Source organism: Bacillus thermotolerans, assembly GCF_000812025.2.
In the GTDB taxonomy this organism is placed as follows: domain Bacteria; phylum Bacillota; class Bacilli; order Bacillales; family Domibacillaceae; genus Quasibacillus; species Quasibacillus thermotolerans.
The window spans coordinates 17,080-39,515 of sequence record NZ_JWJE02000001.1 but is presented as its reverse complement, the minus strand read 5'-3'; the positions used below and the strand labels follow the sequence as shown (position 1 = coordinate 39,515).

Genomic DNA, 22,436 nt, shown 5'->3' with positions numbered 1-22,436 from the left:
ATCATCCCTTCATTTTTTTGAATGCCTGAGATAAATCAGCAATTAAGTCCTCTGCATGCTCAATGCCAATTGAGAAGCGGAGGAGCCGGTTACAGACTCCATTTTTCGTGCGAATCTCTTCCGGTATATCCATGTGCGTTTGTGTAGCAGGGTACGTAATAAAGCTTTCTACACCCCCCAGACTTTCTGCGAACGTGATTAATTGTAAATTTTGTAAGAAAGCATCCACCCATTCTTCAGACTGCAGGCGGAAAGAAAGCATGCCGCCTCGTCCCGGATAAAGGACATCCACGATCTCGTCGGAGGACTCAAGGAACTCGACAATTTGCTTTGCATTCTGCTCATGCTGCTTCATGCGAAGACCGAGCGTTTTCATGCCTCTAACAAGAAGCCAGGAATCAAGCGGGGAGAGCACAGCGCCGATAGCATTTTGCATTTCTCCTACCTTATCGGCCAGCTCTTGTCCTTTCACTGCAATTAGTCCGGCAAGCACATCATTATGTCCGCCAAGATACTTCGTAGCACTATGGATTACAATATCCGCCCCTTGCGTAAGCGGCTGTTGCAGAAGTGGTGTATAGAAGGTGTTGTCAACAATCAGCAGCAGGTTATGCTCCTTCGCGAAGGCAGCCACTTCGGCAATATTGGCTTCTTGCATCAACGGGTTTGTCGGTGTTTCTAAAAAGATCACTTTTGTTTGATCCGTAACTTTCTTTCTTGTGTCATCCAGGTTCTGAAAGCTGTCATAGGTAAACGACAGCCCAAACTTCTTCCAGCCTCTTTCAAACAGACGGTATGTCCCTCCGTATATATCGGCAGAAACGAGCCATTCATCCCCCGGCTCCGCGAGCGCTAAAAGCGTTTGAATCGCTGCCATCCCTGATGAGAAAGCAAACCCCGCGTCTCCCTTTTCCAAGTCAGCAATTGCCTGTTCTACTATATCCCTTGTTGGATTGCCCGTACGTGTGTAGTCGTACCCAGTTGAACGGCCAATTCCTTCATGACGGTAAGCCGTGGAAAAGTAAACAGGGGGATTAACAGTTCCTGTTGCCTCCTCACTGCGATTTCCAATTTGTGCAAGCAATGTTTCAATATGTTTGTTTGACATTTTTCTCTCTCCTCGCTATGTACTAAAGCAGAACCGGAGGGCTTTCTGACATCTGCGTTAGTGTGACAGCGCCCTTTTCTAGCAGTCCGATTCTTTTGATGACTAATACTGAAAAAAGAAAAGCCCTCTGAGAAGAAGGCTTTTCATCAACTTCCGCTCATCTTTCGGGATCGCTCCCGCTGGAGTTAGCACCTTGGCCGCACAGGCCGGTTGCTGAAGCATCGACGGGCCAGTTCCCTCCGCTTCTCTCGATAAGGCGTATATAATTTTTTAATGTTCTTTAAATGTACAGCAATAAAATTGAAATAGCAAGGTGTTTTCTAACAATTTATTTTTTTACAAATTGCTGATCAATTAAATTGGTGAAATCAGGCTGCTCTTTTAAGAACTTTAAATCGTAAGATGAATTAGCAAACTGCTGAACGACTTCTTCATTCACCTCTGATGTATAAGTGATGCGCTCCCATGCGCTATCTACTACATCCTTTGCAAGTTCTTGGTTTGTGTCTGCCTTGATGGAGGCAATGGTCAGTTCTTTTGCTTCTTCTGGATTCCCATTGATGAAGTCAATGGCTTTTTGGTGAGCATTTACGATTTTCTGCACAAGCTCTGGGTCTTCCTCTACTAGCTTTCCATTGGTTGCTAGAACAGAGTTCGGCAAGGTAGTTCCATATGAAATTTCATCGCTATCCACGATAATTTTCGCTCCTTCTTCTTTTACAAGCAAGGAGCCCCAAGGTTCAGGAACAGCCGCTAAATCTACTCTGCCTGATTCAAATAGCCCCGCATACTGTGCTGGCTTTCCTGTTGTATGCTTTAATGTGCCGCCAATACGGTTAGATTCAAGGCCATAATCCTTAATAAATGTCTCCATCTGAACGTCATGCGTGCAGCCTACACCAGGTGTAATAAATGTTTTCCCGTCAAAGTCCTCTACTGACTCAATGCCGCTGCCGTTACGTGCTACAATGACTGTCCCGCCAGATGAACCACCTGCGACGATTTTAACATCTGCACCGTTTGTATAGTTATTCATGACCGGACCGGGTCCTACCAGCCCCGCATCCACATCTCCGGTCTTCAACGCTACCATGAAAGCCCCGCCGTCTGGAAAGGTTTTGTACTCTACATCCACGTCATCACCAAGCGCTTCTTCATAATAACCTTTCTCTTTCGCAATCATGGCCGGCACGTGATCAAGGTTCGGAAAATAACCAATCACTACTTTCTTCTTTGCTTCCTCTTCTCCTGATCCGCAGGCAGCAAGAAGACCCATTGCCAGCAAGAACAGCACACTTAAAAATCCTATTTTCTTTTTCATTGTTTCCCCTCCATTTATACAAGCAATCAGCTGGCTTCAAGTCCCCAGCGGCGCATAACATTTTTTTCGACCCGCTGAAAGAAGATGAGGTCAACCACTGTTCCAATTACTCCGATTAAGATCATCACTGCAATCACCAGGCTCATGTCGCCAAAGTCTGATGCATATTTAAGCGTATAACCAAGACCGGGACCCGTACTTAAAATTTCAGCCGCCATTAATCCGCGCCAAGCAAACGCCCAGGCCAATCTTGCGCCAGTTACTGCGTAAGGCACTGCTGCCGGCAGAATAACCTTAATAAATAGGTCAATCCCTTTTGACCCCATTGTTTGGGCTGCTTTAATATAAAGCGGAGACACATTCTTAATACCGGCTCTCATGTTGATCGTCATCACAAGCGTACCGCCTAATACAACAATGAAAATAACCGCCTTTTCATTTAAGCCAAACCACATAATAGCCAGCGGCAGCCAAACAATGCTTGGTACACTTTGTAAAGAAAGAATGAGCGAGCCAAGCGTCTCGTCGGCTGTTTTGGATTTAGCAAGCAATATGCCAAGCCCCATGCCAAGCAGCAAGGCGATTGCTAGGCCAATTAAAAGCCGCTGGAAGCTTGCGCCCAAATCATAAATAAGTGTTCCATCCTCGAATCCGCGAACTAGCGCCTGCCATACATCTGACGGTTTCGGCATAATATCTGCTGTCCACCCGCCAATGCGCACAACACTTTCCCAAATAACAATAAGTGCAACTATAAAGATGATTTGTTTAATGGTTCGCTGCATGGGCTAATTCCTCATTTACGACTTTATCGATTTCTGTTTTCAATAGTGCGTTGATTCTTCTTTGGAGTTCAGCGGCCTCTTTTTGATCCATCTGGCGCGGTCTCGGGATATTCACTTTAATGTCAGCGATCACTCTGCCTGGCTGCGTTCCCATTACAATGATCCGGTCTGATAATTTAATGGACTCTGAAATGCTGTGGGTCACAAATAGGATCGTTTTCTTTGTTTCCACCCAGATGGTTTCAAGCTCTTTATGCATTCTAGCTCTAGTCTGTTCATCAAGCGCACCAAATGGTTCATCCATTAAAAGCACCTTCGGATTCATTGCTAACGCTCTGGCAATGGCGACGCGCTGCTGCATACCACCGGAAAGCTCGTGAGGATAATGATCTGCATAGTGGGAAAGCTGGACCATTTGTAAAAATCTTTGAGCAGTCTCCTTGGCTTTCTTCTTGCCCATTTCCTTACGCAGCGGAAACATGACATTCTCTTCCACGTTTAACCACGGAAACAAAGCAGCCTGCTGAAAAACCATGCCCCGGTCTTTACCCGGCTTTTTAATTTCCTTCCCCTCCAGCGTGATTTTCCCAGAGGATACGTCACTCAACCCAGCTACCATAGAAAGAAGGGTGGATTTCCCGCAGCCTGAAGGACCCAGTATAGATACAAACTCTCCTTCATGGATCGTTAAATCAATGTCTGTTAAGATCTGGTGTACTGTTTTATTATTCGTAAATTGCTTATCAACATGGTCAATATGCAAAAACATATGCTCACCTGCTTTTTCTTTATTCCAACATTATTCATCGGATTTATTAGTATTATATATCATATGGTATAGATGTCAATTCGTCAATTATTCTTTTTTATGCTTATTAAAATTTTCAGAATATTATTGATTCTCATTTTCAGATGGTATACAATAAAACACATTATTAAAAAACCAATGAGGTGAAAGGGGAAAAACATGAGGAATTTAAAAGAAGAAGCATTAGCTATTCATCGTAAGCATAAAGGAAAGCTGGAAACGAAAGCGAAATTAGAAGTGAAAGATTTAGAAGATTTAAGCCTTGTTTATTCACCTGGGGTAGCTGAACCATGTCTTGCTATCCAATCTGATCAAGAAAAGTTATATGAATATACAATGAAGTCTAATACAGTTGCCGTCGTTTCTAATGGAACAGCCGTGCTTGGTCTAGGAAACATTGGTGCTGACGCTTCTTTGCCAGTTATGGAAGGAAAGTCTATATTATTCAAGAACTTCGCTGGTGTCGATGCTTTTCCAATCTGCCTTGATTTGCAGGATCCTGAAGAAATTGTACAAGCCGTCAAAGCGATCAGAGCTTCTTTCGGCGGCGTAAACTTGGAGGATATCAAAGCGCCGGATTGCTTTGTCATCGAACAAAGATTGAAAGAGGAACTGGATATTCCTGTATTCCACGATGACCAGCATGGTACGGCGATCGTTACCTTTGCAGGCCTGATTAATGCTTTTAAACTAACAAATAGAACATTCGCTGACAGCAAAATTGTCATTAATGGTGCTGGGGCTGCCGGCATCGCAACAGCCAAGCTGCTGTATGAGGCAGGGGTAAAAGAAGTCATTGTATGCGATACGCGAGGAGCCATCTATTCAGGACGCCCTCAAGGGATGAACCCTGTTAAGGAACAAGTAGCTTCCTATACAAATCCAACCTGCTTAAACGGAAGCCTGGCAGACGCGATTAAGGACAGTGACGTATTTATCGGCGTTTCTGCTCCTGGTGTCCTGACGGCTGACATGATTCAGACGATGAATGAACATCCAATTGTCTTCGCCATGGCGAATCCTATTCCGGAAATTGAACCTGCCGAGGCAAAGGATGCGGGTGCAGCCGTCATTGCAACCGGACGATCTGACTTCCCAAATCAAGTCAATAACGTTCTTGCTTTTCCTGGCATCTTCCGGGGAGCACTTGATGTACAGGCTTCCGATATTAATGAAGAAATGAAGCTAGCAGCGGCTTATGCCATTGCTTCTCTGATTACTGATGAAGAATTATCGGAAAACTATATTATTCCTTCCGCCTTTGATGAGCGGATTGCCCCGGTAGTAGCCGCGGCAGTTGCCCGAGCTGCCGTTGAAACAGGTGTAGCACGCAAACACGTTAACCTGGAAGATTTACGAGAAAAAACCTATCAACTCTCTGCTCTTTCTGCCAAACGAGAAAATATGACCGTTTAATAAAAAATCCTTCCGCAAGCAAACTTTGCGGAAGGATTTTTTATATCTGATATTCTTGACAATCTATGCGTTAGCTCTTCTTTTCTAGATAAGTGCTGATCCTTTCAAACAAGTCATGACGATCAGGGAGAGCCTGCATAACTGCCGCGATCACCGAACGTCTTGGTTCGGCCTCTATTAATTCACTTTGCAAAAAGGCCAGCAGCTCTCTTCCCCTTTCATCAGCCTCCTTTTGCATAGCACCAATAGCGCGGAGAATTTCACTTCTCTGCTGTTCTCTTTGAATTTCATCCGCAGGGAACCATTTCTCTAAAAATCGCGGCGAGATCAATTGGTCTCGGGTTGATTTTACGTCCTTAGCAGCACTCCTCAAACGACGAAGTGCATATCCGATTACTTTTTCTATTTTAATATGAGGCTCTTCCATTGCCGATAAGTGAAGAAGCTGCTGGACATTTCCCATAAACAAAAGGGCAAGATCAAGTGAGTAGGGAACTATGTCGTTCCCATACAGCTCAACGATCCTCTTCTGTGTCCACTTCACTTCCTCCAAATATTGCTGCCTAACAAATTCCTTCAGCTCTTCATCCCCCGAAATGAAAACTCCTTGGTAAAGCGTAAATAAATGGTTTTCTTTATGAATAGTCATAGAGGCTACAATCTGTTCAGTGAAGGCTTCATGATCCGTTACCGAACGGCCAGTGAGAATGAAAGCCCTTTGCTCGTTGGCCTCTGCATTGATCCGCTTAAAAATATTAATGAGCAATTCGTTTTTTGAGGAAAAGTAATTATAAAATGTTCCCTTTGATATATGACTTCGCTCAAGGATATCCTGTATCGAAGCCGCAGCAAAGCCTTTCTCTACAAAAAGGGCATGTGCCGCATCCATTACTTGACGCCTTCTATCGTTCATTTCATCACCTTGATCTTAAAATTATACTGATTGTCTATTCTTATCCTATCCTATAAACACTTTAAATTCAATGTTTCTCCTTAAACACAAAAATTAGTGTTGATTTTTTTATACTACCAGTATAATATATTTAATTGTTATAACGTTGGTTCAAAAATTAAACCATATGTATAGGAGGCGTTCCATTGGCTAGTAACGAACAACAAGTAACAAAACCGCCTTACGCGATGATTATTATTTTATTTATTGGTGCCTTCGTTTCCATTTTGAACGAGACGCTGTTAAATGTTGCTCTCCCCTCTATTATGGAAGAGTTTGATGTAAGTGCCGCAGCGGTGCAATGGCTGTCAACCGGCTACATGCTGGTAAATGGCATTCTAATCCCTGCCAGCGCTTTCTTTATTCAGCGCTTTACGAATAAGCGTTTATTTATTACAGCTATGGCTTTATTTACAGCAGGTACTGTCCTTGCCTCATTCTCTCCTACGTTTGGTGTGCTGCTGGCCGCTCGGATGATTCAGGCGTCAGGCTCAGCTATTATGATGCCGCTATTAATGAATGTCATGCTATTTAGCTTTCCGGTCGAGCGCCGCGGTGCTGCAATGGGGATGTTTGGTCTGGTTATGATTACGGCACCGGCAATCGGGCCAACGTTATCCGGATGGATCATTGAACATTATTCCTGGCGCATGCTGTTTGATATTGTTATTCCATTAGCAGCCCTTATATTGATCTTTGCAGTCATTAAATTTAAAAATATAACACCGAACCGCGATATTAAGCTGGATGTGTGGTCCATCATCCTATCAAGCATTGCTTTCGGAGGACTTCTGTATGGCTTCAGTTTAGCTGGTGAAAGAGGCTGGGATTCACCTCATGTGTATATTCCGATTGCGGCAGGTGTTATCGGATTGATTATATTTATCACCCGTCAGCTGCGTATGGAGGATCCACTTTTAGAGTTCCGTATTTACCGATACCCTATGTTTGCTCTTTCCTCCGCTATATCGATCGTATTATCCATGGCGATGTTTTCTGCTATGCTGCTTATGCCTATTTATATCCAAACCTTAAGAGGCATTTCTCCGATGGACTCTGGACTGCTCATGCTGCCAGGGGCGATTGTTATGGGAATCATGTCGCCAATCACTGGTAAGCTGTTCGATAAATTCGGTGCGCGTATTCTGGGCGTCATCGGACTTTCTATTACAATCTATACAACTTACTTGTTCAGCAACCTGACACTCGATACGTCCTACAGCTACCTTGTAATGGTCTATACACTGCGTATGTTTGGGATGTCCATGGTGATGATGCCGGTTATGACGAACGGCTTGAACCAGCTGCCGGCTAACATGAACCCCCACGGTACAGCGATGAACAACACGCTTCAACAAGTATCAGGAGCAATCGGTGCAGCCTTCCTTGTAACAATCATGCAAAACCGGACAGAGTCTGAAGCGGAAAGACTCGCAGAAGAGGCGATGAGTTCTCTTCCTGCCAGTGCTCAGCCAGATCCTGCCCAGCTCGCTGATTTGCAAACACACATTATGAATCAATCGATGCTGGAAGGTATCAACTTTTCCTTCACTATTTCCGTTTATATCGCTTTAGTTGCCCTGGTGCTTACCTTCTTTATGAAACGAGTCAAACCCGCTGAAGAGTCCAAGCAAGAAACAGCTTCTCAGCATGCACTAGAATCATAAAATTACATTCAAAAAGGAGCTTGGAATTCCAAGCTCCTTCTTATTTTATCCTCCCAATAAAATCGGGAGACCAATGGCTAAGCCAACCACCACGACGATGAACACCCATGAAAGCGGATGGGCCCAGTTGTTTGTCCAACCAATGCCAAACCGTTTTTCAATGAAGATGGCTGGATCATTTTTATTGAAATAGAACTGGCCAAGCTTCCAGTACTGATCTTCGTCCCGGTTGATCACATCTCCGTTTTTCCCCTCTCCTGCTTTAATTCGGCTTCCGCCTTGTCCTGTTGTGATGGAAAGAACAATCGCCCCCCCGACGATGATAAATGTAACAGCAAGAGGAACAAATAAAAACAAACGGGTATTCATTGGGTAAATAAATGAAAGGGACGGCAGGGAGAGCAAAAGAACAACAGCGATGCCGGAAAGAATGGTAAAAGCTGACCACCTGCGTCTGAACACTATATTTTGCTTCATTGATTGTTCTGGATTGCTTGCACTTACCTGCTGCTTTGCTCTTGCGATAATCGTGTTAATAAATAAGAACAGCAAAGTTAAATACACCTGCATAATTGGCATAAGCAAGACTGTGCGGTAGGACTTCTCAGCATACCGCGTCACCTCTCCTGAAAAATCATACTGCATCGGAAGCCGCTCCGGCAGCTGATTATAAGTACCTAGCAACAGCAGAAGTATAGCAATCGTAACAGCAAAAGGAATGGCAAACCAAAGGTTAGAATAGGTAAGCTTCTCCTGGCGGAACTCGGTGCTGACAATCACAACTTCCTTTTTCTGTGCTGACCAGCCAGCTGCTTGTTTCATTCGCTTCATTTGTCCATGGAAAAATAAATAGATAAGAAAGCTAACCACAAGATATGCAGCAAGAAGACCCGCAAATATGAAGCTTACCCCCTCTGCACTCTTTACATAGAAGGAAGCTCCTGCAATGAAGGAAAAAAGCGTAACTACGCTCAGCGCTCCCATGAACCAAGCGTACTTTCTGCGCATACTCTTTAAAGCGGGCTTTCCATACTCTTGCTCAGGAATCGACACGCCAAAGCTTTCTGTTTTTCTCGTCCAACTCGGAATAAAAATAAGCGGAATAAAAATTGGTATCATAATAAAGCCAAGCAGCACAGCCTCCATACTCATTCCTTCTCCCCCTTTTTAGTGTATTCAGAAAATAACTGCTCACATAATTTGTTAAACTCCTCTTCCTCCACTCCCCGGCAAATGGATTCCGCGATAAATGGCCGAAGCGCATGCTTAAGCCTTGACCAGTAAGCTTCATCTGCTTTCGGGATGCCCTCCGGGTTAACCACTACGCCTTTTTGCCGGTGGATCAAAATAAACCCTTCCTGCTTCAGCTGCTGGTAGGCTTTATTCACCGTGTGAAGATTGATGCCGATATCAGCGGCCATAGCTCTCACAGACGGCAGACTTTCGCCGGGAATTAGTTCTTTCTTGGCGATGCCGGCAATAATCTGATGTTTTAACTGTTCATAGATAGGCTCATCTGCCTCAAAGTCCAGCTGGATGTACACATCTTCACGTCCTTTCCTTTGTGCACCTGTTATATATATAGTATAACAGTTATAAAACAAACACAATAAAAAAAGCACCTGATTAAGGTGCCTGGAAATATAAACAAAGTCTATTTTTTTAGCTGTTGCAACCGAGCCGCTCGGAGATGGCCTGTCCCGCTCGAACCATTCGTTCGCTTAATACACGCAGCCTGTCATCTGTCATACGCATGGTAGGACCCGAAATGCTTACTGCAGCGGCGACAGCTCCCGTATGATCGAATACCGGAGCCGCTACGCATCGGATGCCCTCTTCGTTTTCATCCAGATCGAATGCATACCCCTTTTTCTTTACCTCATCCAGCTCGTTCAGAAGAATTTCCTTTTCTACAATCGTATGGGCCGTGTGTGCCGGCAGTCCTTTTCGTTCGATGATGGATTGGACTTCCTCTCTCGGTAAATATGCCATAATGGCCTTGCCGACAGATGTACAGTGAACCGGCGCCCGCTTGCCGACCTTCGAATGCATGCGCAGTGTTTCATCGCCATCAAGCTTTTCAATATATACTACTTCCCCTTGATCGTATACGACCAGGTGAACGACCTCGTTCGTTTCACTTTCCAGCTCTTTTAAGATTGGCAAAGCCTCTGCACGTACATCGATAGAGTCCAGTAACTTAGAGCTAATATGAAGAAAGCGATAGCCAAGCCGGTACTTCTCCGTTTCCTCATTTTGCTCAATATATCCATACTGGCTCAGTGTAGATAAAATTCGAAACACCGAGCTCTTATTTATGTCCATCTGCCTGGAGATTTCCGACACGCCCATACCTTGCTTTGAACTGCTGACCAGTTCAATAATATCCAGAGCCCGTGCGACAGATTTCACAACGTTTTCTCTTTCCACTAGGCAACCTCCCTTCTGACACTAACTTTTGCTCTGTTATCCATCATACTACTATTTAGGGAAGAAGAAAAAGACCAGCCACTCATACGGGCCAGCCTTCTTCACCGCTAAGGGCCTTAACTATTCTTACTGAGTAATACTGTATTTCTGCTTTGCTTCTAGACGGCGCTTATGCAAGATAGGCTCCGTATAGCCATTCGGCTGTTCCTTGCCTTTAAATACGAGGTCGCAAGCAGCCTGGAATGCCACGGATTCCTCGTAATTAGGTGCCATTGGACGATAGGCCGCATCCCCTGCATTCTGTTGGTCTACCACCTTGGCCATCCGCTTCATCGTTTCCATCACTTGTTCTTCCGAGCAAACGCCATGGCGCAGCCAGTTAGCGATATGCTGACTCGAAATACGCAGTGTCGCCCGGTCCTCCATCAAACCAACACCGTTGATATCTGGTACTTTTGAGCAGCCGACTCCCTGCTCAACCCAACGTACCACATAACCGAGAATACCTTGTGCGTTATTATCAAGCTCTTTCTGGATCTCTTCTTCGCTCCAGGTTGGGTTTTCTGCCAACGGGATGTTCAAAATTTCATCTGTGTAATCTCCTGTGTTCTGCTTTAATTGGTTTTGAACAGCCTTTACATCGACCTCATGATAATGAAGAGCATGAAGCACAGCAGCGGTAGGCGATGGCACCCACGCAGTGTTCGCACCCGCTTTTGGATGATTAACCTTCTGCTCAAGCATGTCGGCCATCAAATCTGTCATAGCCCACATCCCTTTACCAATTTGCGCCCGGCCCTGCAAACCGGCCTTCAAGCCAGTCTTTACATTAGACTTCTCGTAGGCTGAGAGCCACACGGAGGACTTCACTTCGCCTTTCCGGATGACGGGGCCCGCTTCCATGGAAGTATGGATTTCATCTCCTGTGCGGTCAAGGAATCCTGTGTTAATGAAGACAATGCGCTCCTTCACTTCTCGGATGCAATTCTTTAGGTTAAGAGACGTGCGGCGCTCTTCGTCCATCACTCCGATCTTTAACGTGTTTCGTTCCAAAGCTAACAGGTCTTCAATTCGGTTAAACAGCTCATTGGCAAAAGCAACTTCCTCTGAGCCGTGCATCTTCGGCTTAACGATGTAAACGGATCCTTTTCGGGAGTTTTTCAGCTTGGACGTTCCAATAACCGAATGCTTAGCGATAGCACTCGTGATCACTCCATCAAGAATGCCTTCAAACACTTCATTGCCATTTTCATCAAGCACAGCGTTCGCAGTCATCAAATGGCCCACGTTACGAATAAACATTAGTGAACGGCCTGGAAGTTCGAGCTCCTTGCCATCTGCTGATGTATAGCGGCGATTTTCATTTAATCGGCGTGTCATTTCTTTGCCGTTCTTCCGGAAAGAAGCTGTTAAATCCCCTTTCACCAATCCAAGCCAGTTGCGGTAGACAGCAACTTTATCTTCAGCGTCCACTGCCGCAATGGAGTCTTCACAGTCCATAATGGTTGTAAGGGCCGCTTCCATTAAAATATCTTTAATACCAGCTGGATCTGTTTGACCGATTGCATCATTCTTATCAATTTGAATCTCAAAATAAAGCCCATTGTTTTTTAGGAGGATAGCGGCTGGTACTGATTCGCTTCCTTGGAAACCTTGGAATGCCTCTTGCTGGCGCAGCCCTGTCTCTGTACCGTCCTTCAGCGTCACAATTAATTGTCCGCTGACAACCGCATATTTAACCGCTTCGCTATGAGAGCCTGCCTGAAGCGGTGCTGCCTGGTCAAGAAATTTACGGCCAAATGCAATGACCTTTTCACCGCGAATGGGGTTATATTCCTTTGTTCTGTCCGCACCATCTGTCTCAGGAATAGCATCCGTGCCATAAAGTGCATCATACAAACTGCCCCAGCGCGCATTTGCCGCGTTAATGGCGTAGCGTGCATTGTCTACTGGGACAACGAGCTGAGGCCCGGCTTGCAAAGCAATTTCTTCATCCACATTCTCTGTAGTCACTTCAAAGTCTTCACTAACTGGTTCGATATAGCCAATACTCTGTAAGAAAGACTTATACTCTTCAAAGCTGAAGGAAGCATGTTCACGGTGCCATGTATCTATTTTCTCTTGAAGTTCATCTCTTTTCTTTAGCAGCTCGCGATTCTTCGGTCCAAATTCAGCTACAATACCGCTGAAACCTTTCCAGAAATCTGCCTCGGTTATACCTGTTCCAGGCAGTACTTCTTGATTGATGAACTGCAATAACCGCTGATCTACCTGTAATGCTCCCGCTTGTATGTAGTTTGACATTTGTATCCTCCCCTTCGTTTCTTATTACCAAACACTGTTCCATAAATCATTTAAAAAAAGATTAGCACGAAATTTTAAAAATTTCAACTAATTTTTAAAAATTAGTTTCCTGCATGCTTATTGAGCCCTTTCTACAAGCTGCAGCAATTCGCCATTCGGCCCGTGAAACAAGATCATCCGGCCTCCTTCAAGTGTAGGGTTAGGCTCTTGGGATAAAAACTCTATCCCCTTCTCCCTGAATTGAAAAATAGCTTCTTCTATGTTTTGCACCGTGAAAGCTAAATGGTTCACGAGCCCGGTACTGCTATAGCTCATCGTTGGATCAATATCCCGGATCAGCTCAATTTCCATGCCCGGCTGCTGTTCGAGGTACAAAAAAGCCATTTCACGCGTGTTGTTCTCTCCGCGAAGCCGAACCTTAAAGCCAAACATGCTCTCATAATAAGCGATTGAGCGATCCATATCTGAAACAATGATAGCGGTATGCTCCATTTTGCTGATCATGTCAGTCCCTCCTTAAGTATGTATCCATTTTATTGTATCACTTTGATGAAAAGAAAAAGAAGCCGTTTTTAGAGCGGCCTCTTTGTCTATGTTTATCCTCGGGTAGATTGCTTAAGCTTGGAAGCTTTCTTAAAAAGGTAGCGGAGAATAAAAAAGCTGCAGACGATCGCCAGTCCTATTAGGAGAAAGCCAGTATCCCAGCTTCTAGGATTCGGCTTCTCGAAAAAGAAGAAGCCAGCGGTGAAGTAAAAAGAAGTCCATATCGCATTAGGGAAAAGTGAATATTTAACAAGGTCAGCATACCGGAAGCGGCTGTAGCCGGCGGCGCACGGGATTAACAAGCGAAATCCCGGAATAAATACACTAAGCGTAAGTGCCTTCTTTCCATAAGCCTCCAGCCGTTTCCGGCTTTGCTGGAACTTTTTGCTCTTAAGCGGCTGACTGTATAACCGGGAAAAGAGACGCCCGGCTGTAAAGCTGGTACATAGAACGGCCACGATGCTCATATACGTACAAATATAGGCTAAAAGAGGGTGGAATATCCCCTTTCCTGCCATATAGCCATTTGTCATGACAATCACTTCATTTGGCAGCGGCAAACCCATGAAGCCAATCCATCCATACATCAACAAGCCCAAATAGCCAAATGTTTCATACAAGTATTCTAGTGAGAAGTTTTCAATGTTGGCCACCTCCGCCTCCCAGCAATCCATCATAAAGTCTAGGTTTCTTTTATTATATAAAATATAAAATGGAAAACCAATTTAGAAGCGGCATCCACGAAAAAAGCCATTCCCCTCCACAGGAATGACTTCCAACCAATGTTTTTCTTATCGTAGTAAAAGTGTACCCTTATCCTAATGTTCATAAACAATAGACCTCAAGGCCCGTACTCTATTTCTCTCTTCCGGTAGCCCCCGGCGCCAGGTCTGTATCCTCCGGACCGTTTGCCCTGGCATCATCCACAGCCGGCGATTTCTTCGTACTGCCGACGTACTCAGGCTTGTGTGCCTTTTGGTGCTTTCTGAATGATTCAAAATCAGTGTTGACCATTTCTTATCGCTCCTGTTCTTCTTCATCCACATACGGATCGTGTTCAAAAGCTGGCAAGTTGCCAAACGAAGTCATGATTCCTTCCTCATCCAATTCATCCTCATAGCGCTCATGCTGTTCATTCGGATAAATCATAATGTTCCTTCCATGGAGATCCACAGCCGCGAAATTCTCAATGTCTTCCACATAGCCGACATTCTCATCTGATTCTATATATGTGTCATTATAGTGAGATGGCGGGTTTACGAAATCTGACGGAGATTCTGATGTTCCCCACTGGGCTACCTCCTGCCATGCATCCTCTGCATCATAAGCAGCCGATTCATCTGCACTGTCATCAAAGTCGAACTTGCCAAACGGCGGCATCAGGACGCCTTCCTCTAAAGGCCGCTCATGTGACACCACTTTATCTGGCGTATGATCAAGACAGTAGGTAGTATTAGGTAAAGCCTCGAGCCGCTCAGCAGGGATATCCTTGCCGCATACCTCACATTTTCCGTAATTCCCTTGCTCTATTGCAGTCAGCGCTTTATTGATCTGCTTTAGCGTTGCTTCTTCATGTTCATTGAGTGCAATGTCTTTCTCCCGCTCATACAGCTCTGTTCCTTCATCAGCCGGATGGTTATCGTAACTCGACAGCTCTCCCATCGATTCATGAAAATGCCCTCTTTCTAAATCGAAGTGATGATTATCCTCAAGACGAGCTTCAAGATTATGCTTATCCTGCAGAAGCTGTTCCTTCATTCGGGAGATTTGTTCAGACGTCAGCATAGCACACACCTCCTTCTGAGTGTAGTATGAGTCAAAATCGCCAACTTCATTAAAAGAAGACATATTCACTGTTTCAGCAGGCAAGTGATAGTGAATAATAAAAATAACTGCTTTAATAAGGGAGGATTTTCCATGCATGAAGCCTTTTCACACATTACTCACCGTACAGCGCCTCTGCCTGATATTCCTTGGATAATGGCACAAACCTGGTCTCATGTTCTCTTCATGCATTGGCCGGTAAATGCCGTCCAATTACAGCGCTTTTTGCCTGAAGAGCTCACGGTCGATACATATGAAGGAACCGCCTGGATTGGCCTTGTGACGTTTCAAGTACAAGAAACAAAGTTTCGTTCTTTATTGCCGCTTCAATTCCTGCGGCCCTTCCCTCAGCTGAATATCCGTACGTACGTACAGCATAAGGGCATACCTGCTGTTTACTTCTTCAGCTTAGATGTTACACACCTCCCATCCATTCTCGGTGCCCGGACCTTGTATGGACTCCCGTTCCGAAAGGCCGATATGTCCTTCAGCTCCCAAACCGCTTATTTTTTTCAAAGTTCGTGCGTCACAAAAGAGAAGCGGGAAGAACTGGACATATCCTATACACCCGTCTCCGTCGGCTATATTGCTGAGCCTGGTGCATTCGAACACTGGACAATTGAGCGTTACGCCTTATTCACTAAAAGACTGAACAAGCTATTTCTGAGCTGTATACACCACACACCATGGAAGCTCCAGGAGGCTAAAGCAGACATTCAGTTCAATACAGCTGCTTCCTTTCTGCCACGCAGCCTGTTCATAAAGGAGCCGATTGCACACTTCGCAGACAGAAAGGAAGCGGTCTTCTTTCCACCACAAAAGGCATAAAAAAACTGCCTGGCATCCGCCAAGCAGTCAGTAGACTCACTAGCAATAAATATTATCTCACGTGTGCATCTTCAACCGCTCTCTTCAGCTCATGAGCTGCTTGCAGAGGAGAGGAAGCCTGGCTGATCGCAGTAATGACAGAGACACCGTCTGCTCCGTCTTCAACGACTACACGAGCGTTTGCGGGTGTAATCCCCCCGATGCCAACAATCGGCAGCTGAAGACCGGATCGGCGTACCGCTTTAATCAATTCTGTGCCGCGGGCTGCCTTAGCATCTGGCTTCGTTGATGTTGGAAAAACAGGACCCATGCCCAAATAATCAGCTCCATCCGCAGCCGCTTGCCCGGCTTCTTCCAACGTATGAGCAGAGACGCCGATGATCTTATCCGGGAACCGTGCACGCACAGCTTCAAGCGGCTCGTCTTCCTGGCCGATATGCACTCCATCCGCCTGAATAGCCGCAGCCAGCTCAATATCATCATTCACAAGAAAAGGCACGCCATGCCTGCGGCAAACCTCCTGGAGCTTTAGCGCGAGAGCTTCTTTTGCTTTGCCCGTTAATGCGCCAGGGCCTTTCTCACGAAGTTGAAACAGCGTGATGCCGCCTTTAATTGCTTCCTCAAGCGTCTTCACCGGGTCCTGCAGGCAATTCGTACTGCCCATAATAAAGTAAACCGCCAGGGCCTCTCTTGTTTGCCGTTCACTTATTCTACTCATACATACTCATTTCCTTCCGCTGTCTGTTATACGCCCAATGATTAGTTGGCCCGTAGCCTTTCCCGATATGCATATCTGCTTCAATTGCTGCATGAACGAATTGAACCGCTGTTTCAACAGCCTGTTTGACCTCTGTTCCCTTGGCCAGCTCTGCCGTAACAGCCGCTGCGAATGTGCAGCCTGTGCCATGCGTATTGGCTGTAGGCAGCCGTCTGCTCGTATATGTCGTAAACTCCTGCCCATCATACAATAGATCAACAAGTGCCTCGCCGTCACCCGCGTGGCCGCCCTTAATAACCGCATAAGACACCCCTGATTGGCACAGTATTTCAGCGGCTTTCTTCCGATCATCAAGCGATTTAATTTCCATTCCCGTGATGACCTCGGCTTCGGGAATATTTGGCGTAATGACCATAGCAAGCGGAAGCAATGATTCCTTCAGTGCCTTTATAGCTTCTTCCTGCAAAAGAGAGGCACCGCCTTTAGCGATCATAACCGGATCCACGACAACTTTTGACCAGCTGTATCTTTCAATTTGCCGTGCAGCTGCCCGAATAATGTCCCCGCTAAAAAGCATGCCTGTCTTAACTGCATCTGTTCCCATATCCTCGCCAATTGCTTCAATTTGAGCTTCTACTGCCTCGGGTGTCATCGGATAAACGCCATGAACGCCAAGTGTATTTTGTGCTGTTACCGCTGTGAGCGCAGACATGCCAAATACGCCCAGCTCCTGAAAGGTTTTTAAGTCTGCCTGAATCCCTGCTCCCCCTCCGCTGTCTGAACCGGCAATTGTTAGAGCTTTACTGACTCTCATCCTCTTCCCCTCCGTCCCTTTTGATGCTTGCATAGGCTTGAATAGCCTGTTTGTCGACCTTAGCTAACTGATTCAGAAACTCTATTTGAAAGCTGCCCGGTCCTTCCTCTCCCCGAACAGCCATCGCCTGTTCAGCTGCCACTCCATATACAGCAGCGGCACTGGCAGCTGCACGCGCTGCCTGATCATCCACCGCACAAAAAGCACCAATAACAGCGCTTAACAAACAGCCCGCACCGGTAACTTTCGTAAGCATCGGGTGGCCATTGTACACAAGAAGAGCCTCCTGCCCGCTGGCAATCACGTCAGCCGCTCCTGTGATTACCGCTGTCGTTGCCCACTTATTTGCAGCTTCTTTCGCCAGCTCTACAGCATTGCCATCACCTTCTTCTGCGTCTACCCCTTTCAGGTCCCACGCTTTTCCGAGCATATGCGCAACTTCGGCACCATTCCCTCTCAGCACAGTCATCCTTACTTCTTCCATTATGCGAAGGGCTGTCTTTGTTCGATAAGGTGTAGCGCCCGCACCGACCGGATCAAAAACAACAGGCACCCCAGCTGCATTCGCTGCTTTGCCCGCAAGGATCATGGCCTCTACCTTTTGTTCATCCAGCGTGCCTATATTCAACACAAGGGCTCCGGCTATTTTAGCCATGTCTCCAGCTTCTTCTTTTGCATGCGCCATGACAGGTGAAGCACCCAGAGCTAACAGGCCATTCGCGGTGAAATTTGTAACAACCATATTCGTAATGTTATGTACAAGCGGACGCTGATGCCGGACGGCTGCCAACGCTTGTATGATTTGTTCTCCGTTCATTTCGTCTCTCTCCTTCTATGCTGATTAACCCCTAGCTCTGCTGGTCATAATACCGGGACAGCTCTATAATTAAGGCTCCCATCCGCTCAAGTCCCGGAACGACGATACGACTTACGCCTTCTTCCGTCAGCGCTTCAGCTGTTACTTTTCCGACCGCTCCGGCTATCGTTCCTGAGGCAAAAGCATCTAATAAGGCTTGCTGCTGTTTCGTTTCTTTGGCGTAATGAAAGAGTGATCGTGCCTGGATTGCTGTCGTAAAACAAACGGCGTCCACCTGCTGCTGAAGAATCTCCTCAAAAAGCTGCTTTACTACCTCTGCGTCAGGGGCATGGTGGCGATACGGCATTAACGTTTGAATAAAGGCTCCTTTTTCCTCAAGAAAAGCCATTAAGGCCGGGGCCTTTTCTCCATGGAGCTGGACTGCTACCCGCTTGCCCTGCAGCTCTTCATTCTGAATGGCACGAATTAAACCCGCTGTGGTGCCATCATCATCTGAAGCTGCTGGAGTCAGGCCTAACCGTTTTAATACTCCAACCGTTTTATAGCCTCTTACAGCCAGGTTTGCCTGCTGCATCAATTCCAGCAGCTCATCTTTCTTATCCATACTCTCGGCAGCTTTCACGAGCGCTTCTGTTCCGATGCCAGTCGTTAAAATGATCCAATCCGGCTGTCTATTAAGCAGTTCTTCGAGCTCAGGGGCTAATGTTTCCTCCGCTAAAAATACAGTCCCCTGCAGTGGGCGGATAAGTGCCGTTCCGCCTTGCTTTTGGATTAATGCGCTCATCTCTTCGGTCTTTCGTGAGCCCGCTATAACAACTTTTCTATTCTCAAGTCCTTTCCCCATCTGTCTCTCCCCTTTCTAAATTCCCTTTATTTTATCATGATCTCATTAAACCACCTCGTTTACATGGTTTTTTCTTACTCTATAGGGTTGACAAACATCTCCTCTATTTGAGGCTCACCTTTCACAAGACCGGCTTCTTTCATCCATTCAGCGGTCTCTTCCCATGCTTCTTTCGTTTGGCTGCCGAATCCGGTCTCCGATTTCATTTTAGGCAGCAAGACCTCTATACTTTCCTTCTCTACCTCCTCTATGAGAGGAAAATTAGATGCGTCCTGCTTGTCCAAAAGGATTTGGAGCGCTTCATCTGGGTGGCTCTCCATAAATTCAAACCCTTTCTCAGCTGCTCGCCAGAAGGCTTGGATTGATTCCTTTTCTTCCTCCCACGTTTGATCGCTTGTTACAGCCACAAGCTCATAAAAGCTTGGCACACCGTAGTCTGTTGGATTAAGATAGCTGACCTCATACCCCTCATGTTCTAATAGCGGTACTTCATGGTTAATATAAGCACCAACGACAGCATCCGTATTGCCTGTAACAACGGCCGAATTTAATTCAAAGCCCACATCCGTCAATTTCACTTTTTCCGGATCTCCGCCGTCATGCTTGACCATCGTTTCAATGATCGCTTCATTTAACGGGATCCCCGGGTATCCAACAGTTCTTCCCTCCATATCTTGAGGCGACTGAATCGGACTGTCCTTTAAAAACACAACATGGTTAAGCGGAGAACGCACGATGGCGCCAACCGACTTGACATTCACTCCCTGGTCCGTTCTTGCAGCGATAACATCGGGCTGATAAGTGATGCCAAGCGTCACTTTTCCGGCGGCAGCTAAGTTAATGGGATCCGTCGGATTAGCTGGAAACTGAATGTCTACATCGATTCCTTCCTCTTCAAAATAACCTTTCTCTTCCGCTGTGTATAAAAAGCTGTGAACAGCATTTGGGTACCAGTCAAGCATGACCGTCACCTTCTCCTTCTTTTCCTCTCCTGCCGGAACAGCTTCATTTGCCTCCTCACTGCCGCATCCCACAAGCAGCAGGACTATTGCAGCGTATAGCCACTTTCTCATTTATGTTTCCTCCATTTCAACATTCGATTTTCAAGCCATTTCACTATGAGAAATAACAAAATACCAATTGTAGATAATAGAACAATTGGGGCAAAAACCGCTGCCCCATCAAACTGTGTCATCATTCGGCGGCTGAAGTATCCGAGTCCCGCTTGTGCTCCGAGCCACTCTCCAATAGCAGCGCCAATCACGCTTAACGTAACAGCGACCTTCAACCCTGAGAAGAAATGTGGCAAAGCAGAAGGGACAAGCAGCTTGAAGAAGATGTCCTGTTTCCTTGCCCCCATTGTTAACATAAGTTCATTGAGCTCCCGGCTTCCTGACTTGAGTCCATCAAACGTATTCACCGTAATCGGAAAAAAAGTAATCAACACTGTGACGACGACTTTGCTCCAGATCGTGTAACCAAACCAAAGCACAAAGATCGGAGCCAGAGCAATGATAGGGATCATTTGCGAGGAAATAATCAGCGGATACAGCGCTTTTTCCACGGATGGACTAAGGCTCATCCATACCGCTGTTCCTATACCTACAATAATGGAAATAAGCAAACCGATAACAACAATGGCAAGCGTCGCCGGCAAATGCTCCAGAAACAGCGGGTTTTTTAGTTCCCACAGCTTACGTATAATGCTTGTTGGAGAGGGAAGGATAAACATTTTATTAACACTTCTTGCCATCGCTTCCCATCCAAGAAGAAAGGCAGCCAGCAGGAAAGCGGGCGGCCAAATAGTCCGACTCATGTCCCCACCTTCCCTCTCAGCTGTGCCAATAAATGATCCTTCAGCTCCAGAACAGCGGGATCATCTAAATCCTTTAACCTTCTCGGCCTTGCAAGCGGTACAGCGACCTCCTGCAGCGAACAGACGGGTTTTTCTGCAAAAATTAAAATCCGATCGGATAACAGCAGTGCTTCCTGCACGTCATGTGTGATAAAAATAATAGTCGCCTTTCGCTTATCCCACTGATCTAGCAGCCACTCCTGCATCGATAGCTTCGTGATCGCATCAAGCGCGCTAAAGGGTTCATCTAACAATAGGATATTTGATCCGCTCAATACCGTTCTCAGAAAGGATACCCTCTGCCTCATACCGCCTGACAACTCATGTGGAAAATGATCCTCCACTCCGGAAAGGCCAAACTCTTCAAGAAGCGGTCTTACTTTTTCCTCGATGTCCTTTTTGCGCCATCCTCTCAGCTCCAGCGGAAGAGCTGCATTTTCTTCGATCGTCCGCCAAGGCATCAGCAAGTCCTTCTGAGGCATATATCCCGTTTGGCCGAGGCGGCTCTTGTATTTCTTTCCGTTAATCAGAATACTCCCGCTATCCGGCTCTTCTAGGCCGGCAATCAGCCGAAACAATGTGCTTTTCCCCGACCCGCTTGCTCCGATAATCGTGATAAATTCCCTGTCATATACCTGCGTGCTGAATGAATGAAGCACGGGGATGGAGCGGTTTTGCTGTTGATCCTGATAGGAAAAAGACACATCCTGAAACGCTAGAACCTGCTTACTCATCGCCAGGCCACATTTGTTCGTTGTAAGCCATGTCCCAAAACATATATTCAAAGCGGGTCGTATTCAGAAAGATCTCTTCCAACCTTGAAAGCTCTTTTTCGCTTTTGCCGGCCGTGTGTTCATCCAACAATTCAATGCACCAGGTTGCCATCTCACCAAACTCTTCAGATGCATACATATTAATCCAGTCGCCATAGAACTCATGCTTACTTGTGCCTGGTATCTGGCTTAACTCTTTGCCGATCTCCCAATAGCTCCAGGCACAAGGAAGAAGGGCAGAAATGAGCTCAGGGAGCGTGCCGTTTTGGCTCACAGACAGCATATAATGCGTATAAGCAAGCGTAACGGGAGACGGCTTTGCCTCTTCTAGCTCTTCTTCCGAAATACCGAAGCGGGCAGCATATTTACGGTGGAGCTCCATTTCAAAGTTAAGTGTGGAATGAAGAAGAGAAGCGAATTTCCCCATGGTTTCCACATCGTTGGCCTTCACTGCTCCAAGGGCAAATACTTTTGAATAATCAATTAGATATAAATAATCCTGTACCATATAAAAACGGAATTTTTGTTGATCAAGCGTACCCTCTCCCATTTCTCTTACAAACGGATGGCTATGGTTTTTCCTCCAAATAGGCTGCAGCTTTTCATGTAACCTTTCACTGAATTTCATA

24 protein-coding genes and 1 riboswitch are annotated in these 22,436 nt (G+C 46.0%); of the genes, 3 read left to right on the top strand and 21 right to left on the bottom strand.

Going from position 1 to position 22,436, the window contains the following annotated elements:
• Position 1: 1 nt before the first annotated feature.
• The 4 genes from QY97_RS00200 to QY97_RS00185 form a co-directional block, all read right to left on the bottom strand.
• The gene (locus QY97_RS00200) at positions 2-1,108 is read right to left on the bottom strand and encodes a methionine biosynthesis PLP-dependent protein (RefSeq protein ID WP_039231725.1); all 1,107 of its coding nucleotides are present in this window, start codon (positions 1,106-1,108) and stop codon (positions 2-4) included.
• 154 nt (positions 1,109-1,262) lie between these two features.
• Positions 1,263-1,366: riboswitch (SAM riboswitch) on the bottom strand.
• A 70-nt stretch (positions 1,367-1,436) separates the two neighbouring features.
• Complete coding sequence (locus tag QY97_RS00195; protein WP_039231722.1) at positions 1,437-2,429, bottom strand: ABC transporter substrate-binding protein; 993 nt, start codon at positions 2,427-2,429, stop codon at positions 1,437-1,439.
• A gap of 26 nt (positions 2,430-2,455) precedes the next feature.
• Positions 2,456-3,214, bottom strand: coding sequence for an ABC transporter permease (locus QY97_RS00190; protein ID WP_039231720.1), 759 nt, complete (start codon positions 3,212-3,214; stop codon positions 2,456-2,458).
• The gene (locus tag QY97_RS00185) at positions 3,198-3,983 is read right to left on the bottom strand and encodes an ABC transporter ATP-binding protein (RefSeq protein ID WP_039231717.1); all 786 of its coding nucleotides are present in this window, start codon (positions 3,981-3,983) and stop codon (positions 3,198-3,200) included. Before QY97_RS00185 ends, QY97_RS00190 begins: the two co-directional genes overlap by 17 nt.
• Positions 3,984-4,181: 198 nt before the next feature.
• Between QY97_RS00185 and QY97_RS00180 the strand changes: the two genes are divergently transcribed.
• The gene (locus QY97_RS00180) at positions 4,182-5,438 is read left to right on the top strand and encodes an NAD(P)-dependent malic enzyme (RefSeq protein WP_039231714.1); all 1,257 of its coding nucleotides are present in this window, start codon (positions 4,182-4,184) and stop codon (positions 5,436-5,438) included.
• 70 nt (positions 5,439-5,508) lie between these two features.
• Here QY97_RS00180 and QY97_RS00175 read toward each other — a convergent pair whose 3' ends face one another.
• Positions 5,509-6,351: a TetR/AcrR family transcriptional regulator gene (locus QY97_RS00175; protein WP_082090047.1), complete on the bottom strand. Its 843-nt coding sequence runs from the start codon at positions 6,349-6,351 to the stop codon at positions 5,509-5,511.
• A 227-nt stretch (positions 6,352-6,578) separates the two neighbouring features.
• Here QY97_RS00175 and QY97_RS00170 point away from each other — a divergent pair, with 227 nt between their 5' ends.
• Positions 6,579-8,057 carry a DHA2 family efflux MFS transporter permease subunit gene (locus tag QY97_RS00170; RefSeq protein ID WP_082090049.1) on the top strand — a complete coding sequence of 493 codons (1,479 nt, stop codon included), beginning with the start codon at positions 6,579-6,581 and terminating at the stop codon, positions 8,055-8,057.
• A gap of 45 nt (positions 8,058-8,102) precedes the next feature.
• Here the strand turns inward: QY97_RS00170 and QY97_RS00165 are convergent, their stop codons facing one another.
• The 8 genes from QY97_RS00165 to QY97_RS00135 all read right to left on the bottom strand — a co-directional run bounded on the left by QY97_RS00165 (position 8,103) and on the right by QY97_RS00135 (position 15,119).
• Complete coding sequence (locus tag QY97_RS00165) at positions 8,103-9,209, bottom strand: DUF1648 domain-containing protein (RefSeq protein WP_229731569.1); 1,107 nt, start codon at positions 9,207-9,209, stop codon at positions 8,103-8,105.
• Entirely contained in the window at positions 9,206-9,601 is a 396-nt protein-coding gene (locus QY97_RS00160; RefSeq protein WP_039231707.1) for a GntR family transcriptional regulator, read from the bottom strand. The genes QY97_RS00165 and QY97_RS00160 overlap by 4 nt, the downstream gene beginning before the upstream one ends.
• 118 nt (positions 9,602-9,719) lie before the next feature.
• Complete coding sequence (locus QY97_RS00155) at positions 9,720-10,487, bottom strand: IclR family transcriptional regulator (RefSeq protein ID WP_039231705.1); 768 nt, start codon at positions 10,485-10,487, stop codon at positions 9,720-9,722.
• A 126-nt stretch (positions 10,488-10,613) separates the two neighbouring features.
• On the bottom strand, positions 10,614-12,791 hold the full coding sequence (locus tag QY97_RS00150) for a malate synthase G (protein WP_039231703.1): 2,178 nt from the start codon (positions 12,789-12,791) through the stop codon (positions 10,614-10,616).
• A gap of 117 nt (positions 12,792-12,908) precedes the next feature.
• Positions 12,909-13,295 carry a VOC family protein gene (locus tag QY97_RS00145; RefSeq protein ID WP_039231700.1) on the bottom strand — a complete coding sequence of 129 codons (387 nt, stop codon included), beginning with the start codon at positions 13,293-13,295 and terminating at the stop codon, positions 12,909-12,911.
• Between the two features lie 92 nt (positions 13,296-13,387).
• Entirely contained in the window at positions 13,388-13,987 is a 600-nt protein-coding gene (locus QY97_RS00140) for a DedA family protein (protein ID WP_039231696.1), read from the bottom strand.
• 202 nt (positions 13,988-14,189) lie between these two features.
• Complete coding sequence (locus QY97_RS20350) at positions 14,190-14,348, bottom strand: hypothetical protein (protein WP_156994574.1); 159 nt, start codon at positions 14,346-14,348, stop codon at positions 14,190-14,192.
• 3 nt (positions 14,349-14,351) lie between these two features.
• Positions 14,352-15,119: a TraR/DksA C4-type zinc finger protein gene (locus QY97_RS00135; RefSeq protein WP_039232177.1), complete on the bottom strand. Its 768-nt coding sequence runs from the start codon at positions 15,117-15,119 to the stop codon at positions 14,352-14,354.
• Between the two features lie 132 nt (positions 15,120-15,251).
• Between QY97_RS00135 and QY97_RS00130 the strand changes: the two genes are divergently transcribed.
• Entirely contained in the window at positions 15,252-15,986 is a 735-nt protein-coding gene (locus QY97_RS00130) for a YqjF family protein (RefSeq protein ID WP_039231693.1), read from the top strand.
• Positions 15,987-16,038: 52 nt separating this feature from the next.
• Here the strand turns inward: QY97_RS00130 and thiE are convergent, their stop codons facing one another.
• The 8 genes from thiE to tenA all read right to left on the bottom strand — a co-directional run bounded on the left by thiE (position 16,039) and on the right by tenA (position 22,435).
• On the bottom strand, positions 16,039-16,704 hold the full coding sequence (gene thiE, locus QY97_RS00125; protein WP_039231691.1) for a thiamine phosphate synthase: 666 nt from the start codon (positions 16,702-16,704) through the stop codon (positions 16,039-16,041).
• Positions 16,697-17,518 carry a bifunctional hydroxymethylpyrimidine kinase/phosphomethylpyrimidine kinase gene (thiD, locus tag QY97_RS00120; RefSeq protein WP_039231688.1) on the bottom strand — a complete coding sequence of 274 codons (822 nt, stop codon included), beginning with the start codon at positions 17,516-17,518 and terminating at the stop codon, positions 16,697-16,699. The genes thiE and thiD overlap by 8 nt, the downstream gene beginning before the upstream one ends.
• Positions 17,505-18,335: a hydroxyethylthiazole kinase gene (gene thiM, locus QY97_RS00115; RefSeq protein ID WP_039231686.1), complete on the bottom strand. Its 831-nt coding sequence runs from the start codon at positions 18,333-18,335 to the stop codon at positions 17,505-17,507. Before thiM ends, thiD begins: the two co-directional genes overlap by 14 nt.
• A 31-nt stretch (positions 18,336-18,366) precedes the next feature.
• The gene (locus QY97_RS00110) at positions 18,367-19,179 is read right to left on the bottom strand and encodes a uroporphyrinogen-III synthase (protein ID WP_039231683.1); all 813 of its coding nucleotides are present in this window, start codon (positions 19,177-19,179) and stop codon (positions 18,367-18,369) included.
• A 74-nt stretch (positions 19,180-19,253) separates the two neighbouring features.
• Positions 19,254-20,252: an ABC transporter substrate-binding protein gene (locus QY97_RS00105; RefSeq protein WP_039231681.1), complete on the bottom strand. Its 999-nt coding sequence runs from the start codon at positions 20,250-20,252 to the stop codon at positions 19,254-19,256.
• Positions 20,249-20,995 (bottom strand): ABC transporter permease, encoded by a 747-nt coding sequence (locus QY97_RS00100; protein ID WP_039231678.1) that lies wholly within the window; start codon positions 20,993-20,995, stop codon positions 20,249-20,251. Before QY97_RS00100 ends, QY97_RS00105 begins: the two co-directional genes overlap by 4 nt.
• Complete coding sequence (locus QY97_RS00095; RefSeq protein ID WP_039231676.1) at positions 20,992-21,768, bottom strand: ABC transporter ATP-binding protein; 777 nt, start codon at positions 21,766-21,768, stop codon at positions 20,992-20,994. The genes QY97_RS00100 and QY97_RS00095 overlap by 4 nt, the downstream gene beginning before the upstream one ends.
• Entirely contained in the window at positions 21,761-22,435 is a 675-nt protein-coding gene (tenA, locus tag QY97_RS00090; protein ID WP_039231674.1) for a thiaminase II, read from the bottom strand. The genes QY97_RS00095 and tenA overlap by 8 nt, the downstream gene beginning before the upstream one ends.
• Position 22,436 lies beyond the last annotated feature (1 nt).

Coding starts and splice junctions, on each gene's coding strand:
- QY97_RS00200 (WP_039231725.1), bottom strand. CDS start 1,108: ATGTCAAACAAACATATTGAAACATTGCTTGCACAAATTGGAAATCGC.
- QY97_RS00195 (WP_039231722.1), bottom strand. CDS start 2,429: ATGAAAAAGAAAATAGGATTTTTAAGTGTGCTGTTCTTGCTGGCAATG.
- QY97_RS00190 (WP_039231720.1), bottom strand. CDS start 3,214: ATGCAGCGAACCATTAAACAAATCATCTTTATAGTTGCACTTATTGTT.
- QY97_RS00185 (WP_039231717.1), bottom strand. CDS start 3,983: ATGTTTTTGCATATTGACCATGTTGATAAGCAATTTACGAATAATAAA.
- QY97_RS00180 (WP_039231714.1), top strand. CDS start 4,182: ATGAGGAATTTAAAAGAAGAAGCATTAGCTATTCATCGTAAGCATAAA.
- QY97_RS00175 (WP_082090047.1), bottom strand. CDS start 6,351: ATGAACGATAGAAGGCGTCAAGTAATGGATGCGGCACATGCCCTTTTT.
- QY97_RS00170 (WP_082090049.1), top strand. CDS start 6,579: ATGATTATTATTTTATTTATTGGTGCCTTCGTTTCCATTTTGAACGAG.
- QY97_RS00165 (WP_229731569.1), bottom strand. CDS start 9,209: ATGAGTATGGAGGCTGTGCTGCTTGGCTTTATTATGATACCAATTTTT.
- QY97_RS00150 (WP_039231703.1), bottom strand. CDS start 12,791: ATGTCAAACTACATACAAGCGGGAGCATTACAGGTAGATCAGCGGTTA.
- QY97_RS00145 (WP_039231700.1), bottom strand. CDS start 13,295: ATGATCAGCAAAATGGAGCATACCGCTATCATTGTTTCAGATATGGAT.
- QY97_RS20350 (WP_156994574.1), bottom strand. CDS start 14,348: ATGGTCAACACTGATTTTGAATCATTCAGAAAGCACCAAAAGGCACAC.
- QY97_RS00135 (WP_039232177.1), bottom strand. CDS start 15,119: ATGCTGACGTCTGAACAAATCTCCCGAATGAAGGAACAGCTTCTGCAG.
- QY97_RS00130 (WP_039231693.1), top strand. CDS start 15,252: ATGCATGAAGCCTTTTCACACATTACTCACCGTACAGCGCCTCTGCCT.
- thiE (WP_039231691.1), bottom strand. CDS start 16,704: ATGAGTAGAATAAGTGAACGGCAAACAAGAGAGGCCCTGGCGGTTTAC.
- thiD (WP_039231688.1), bottom strand. CDS start 17,518: ATGAGAGTCAGTAAAGCTCTAACAATTGCCGGTTCAGACAGCGGAGGG.
- thiM (WP_039231686.1), bottom strand. CDS start 18,335: ATGAACGGAGAACAAATCATACAAGCGTTGGCAGCCGTCCGGCATCAG.
- QY97_RS00110 (WP_039231683.1), bottom strand. CDS start 19,179: ATGGGGAAAGGACTTGAGAATAGAAAAGTTGTTATAGCGGGCTCACGA.
- QY97_RS00105 (WP_039231681.1), bottom strand. CDS start 20,252: ATGAGAAAGTGGCTATACGCTGCAATAGTCCTGCTGCTTGTGGGATGC.
- QY97_RS00100 (WP_039231678.1), bottom strand. CDS start 20,995: ATGAGTCGGACTATTTGGCCGCCCGCTTTCCTGCTGGCTGCCTTTCTT.
- QY97_RS00095 (WP_039231676.1), bottom strand. CDS start 21,768: ATGAGTAAGCAGGTTCTAGCGTTTCAGGATGTGTCTTTTTCCTATCAG.
- tenA (WP_039231674.1), bottom strand. CDS start 22,435: ATGAAATTCAGTGAAAGGTTACATGAAAAGCTGCAGCCTATTTGGAGG.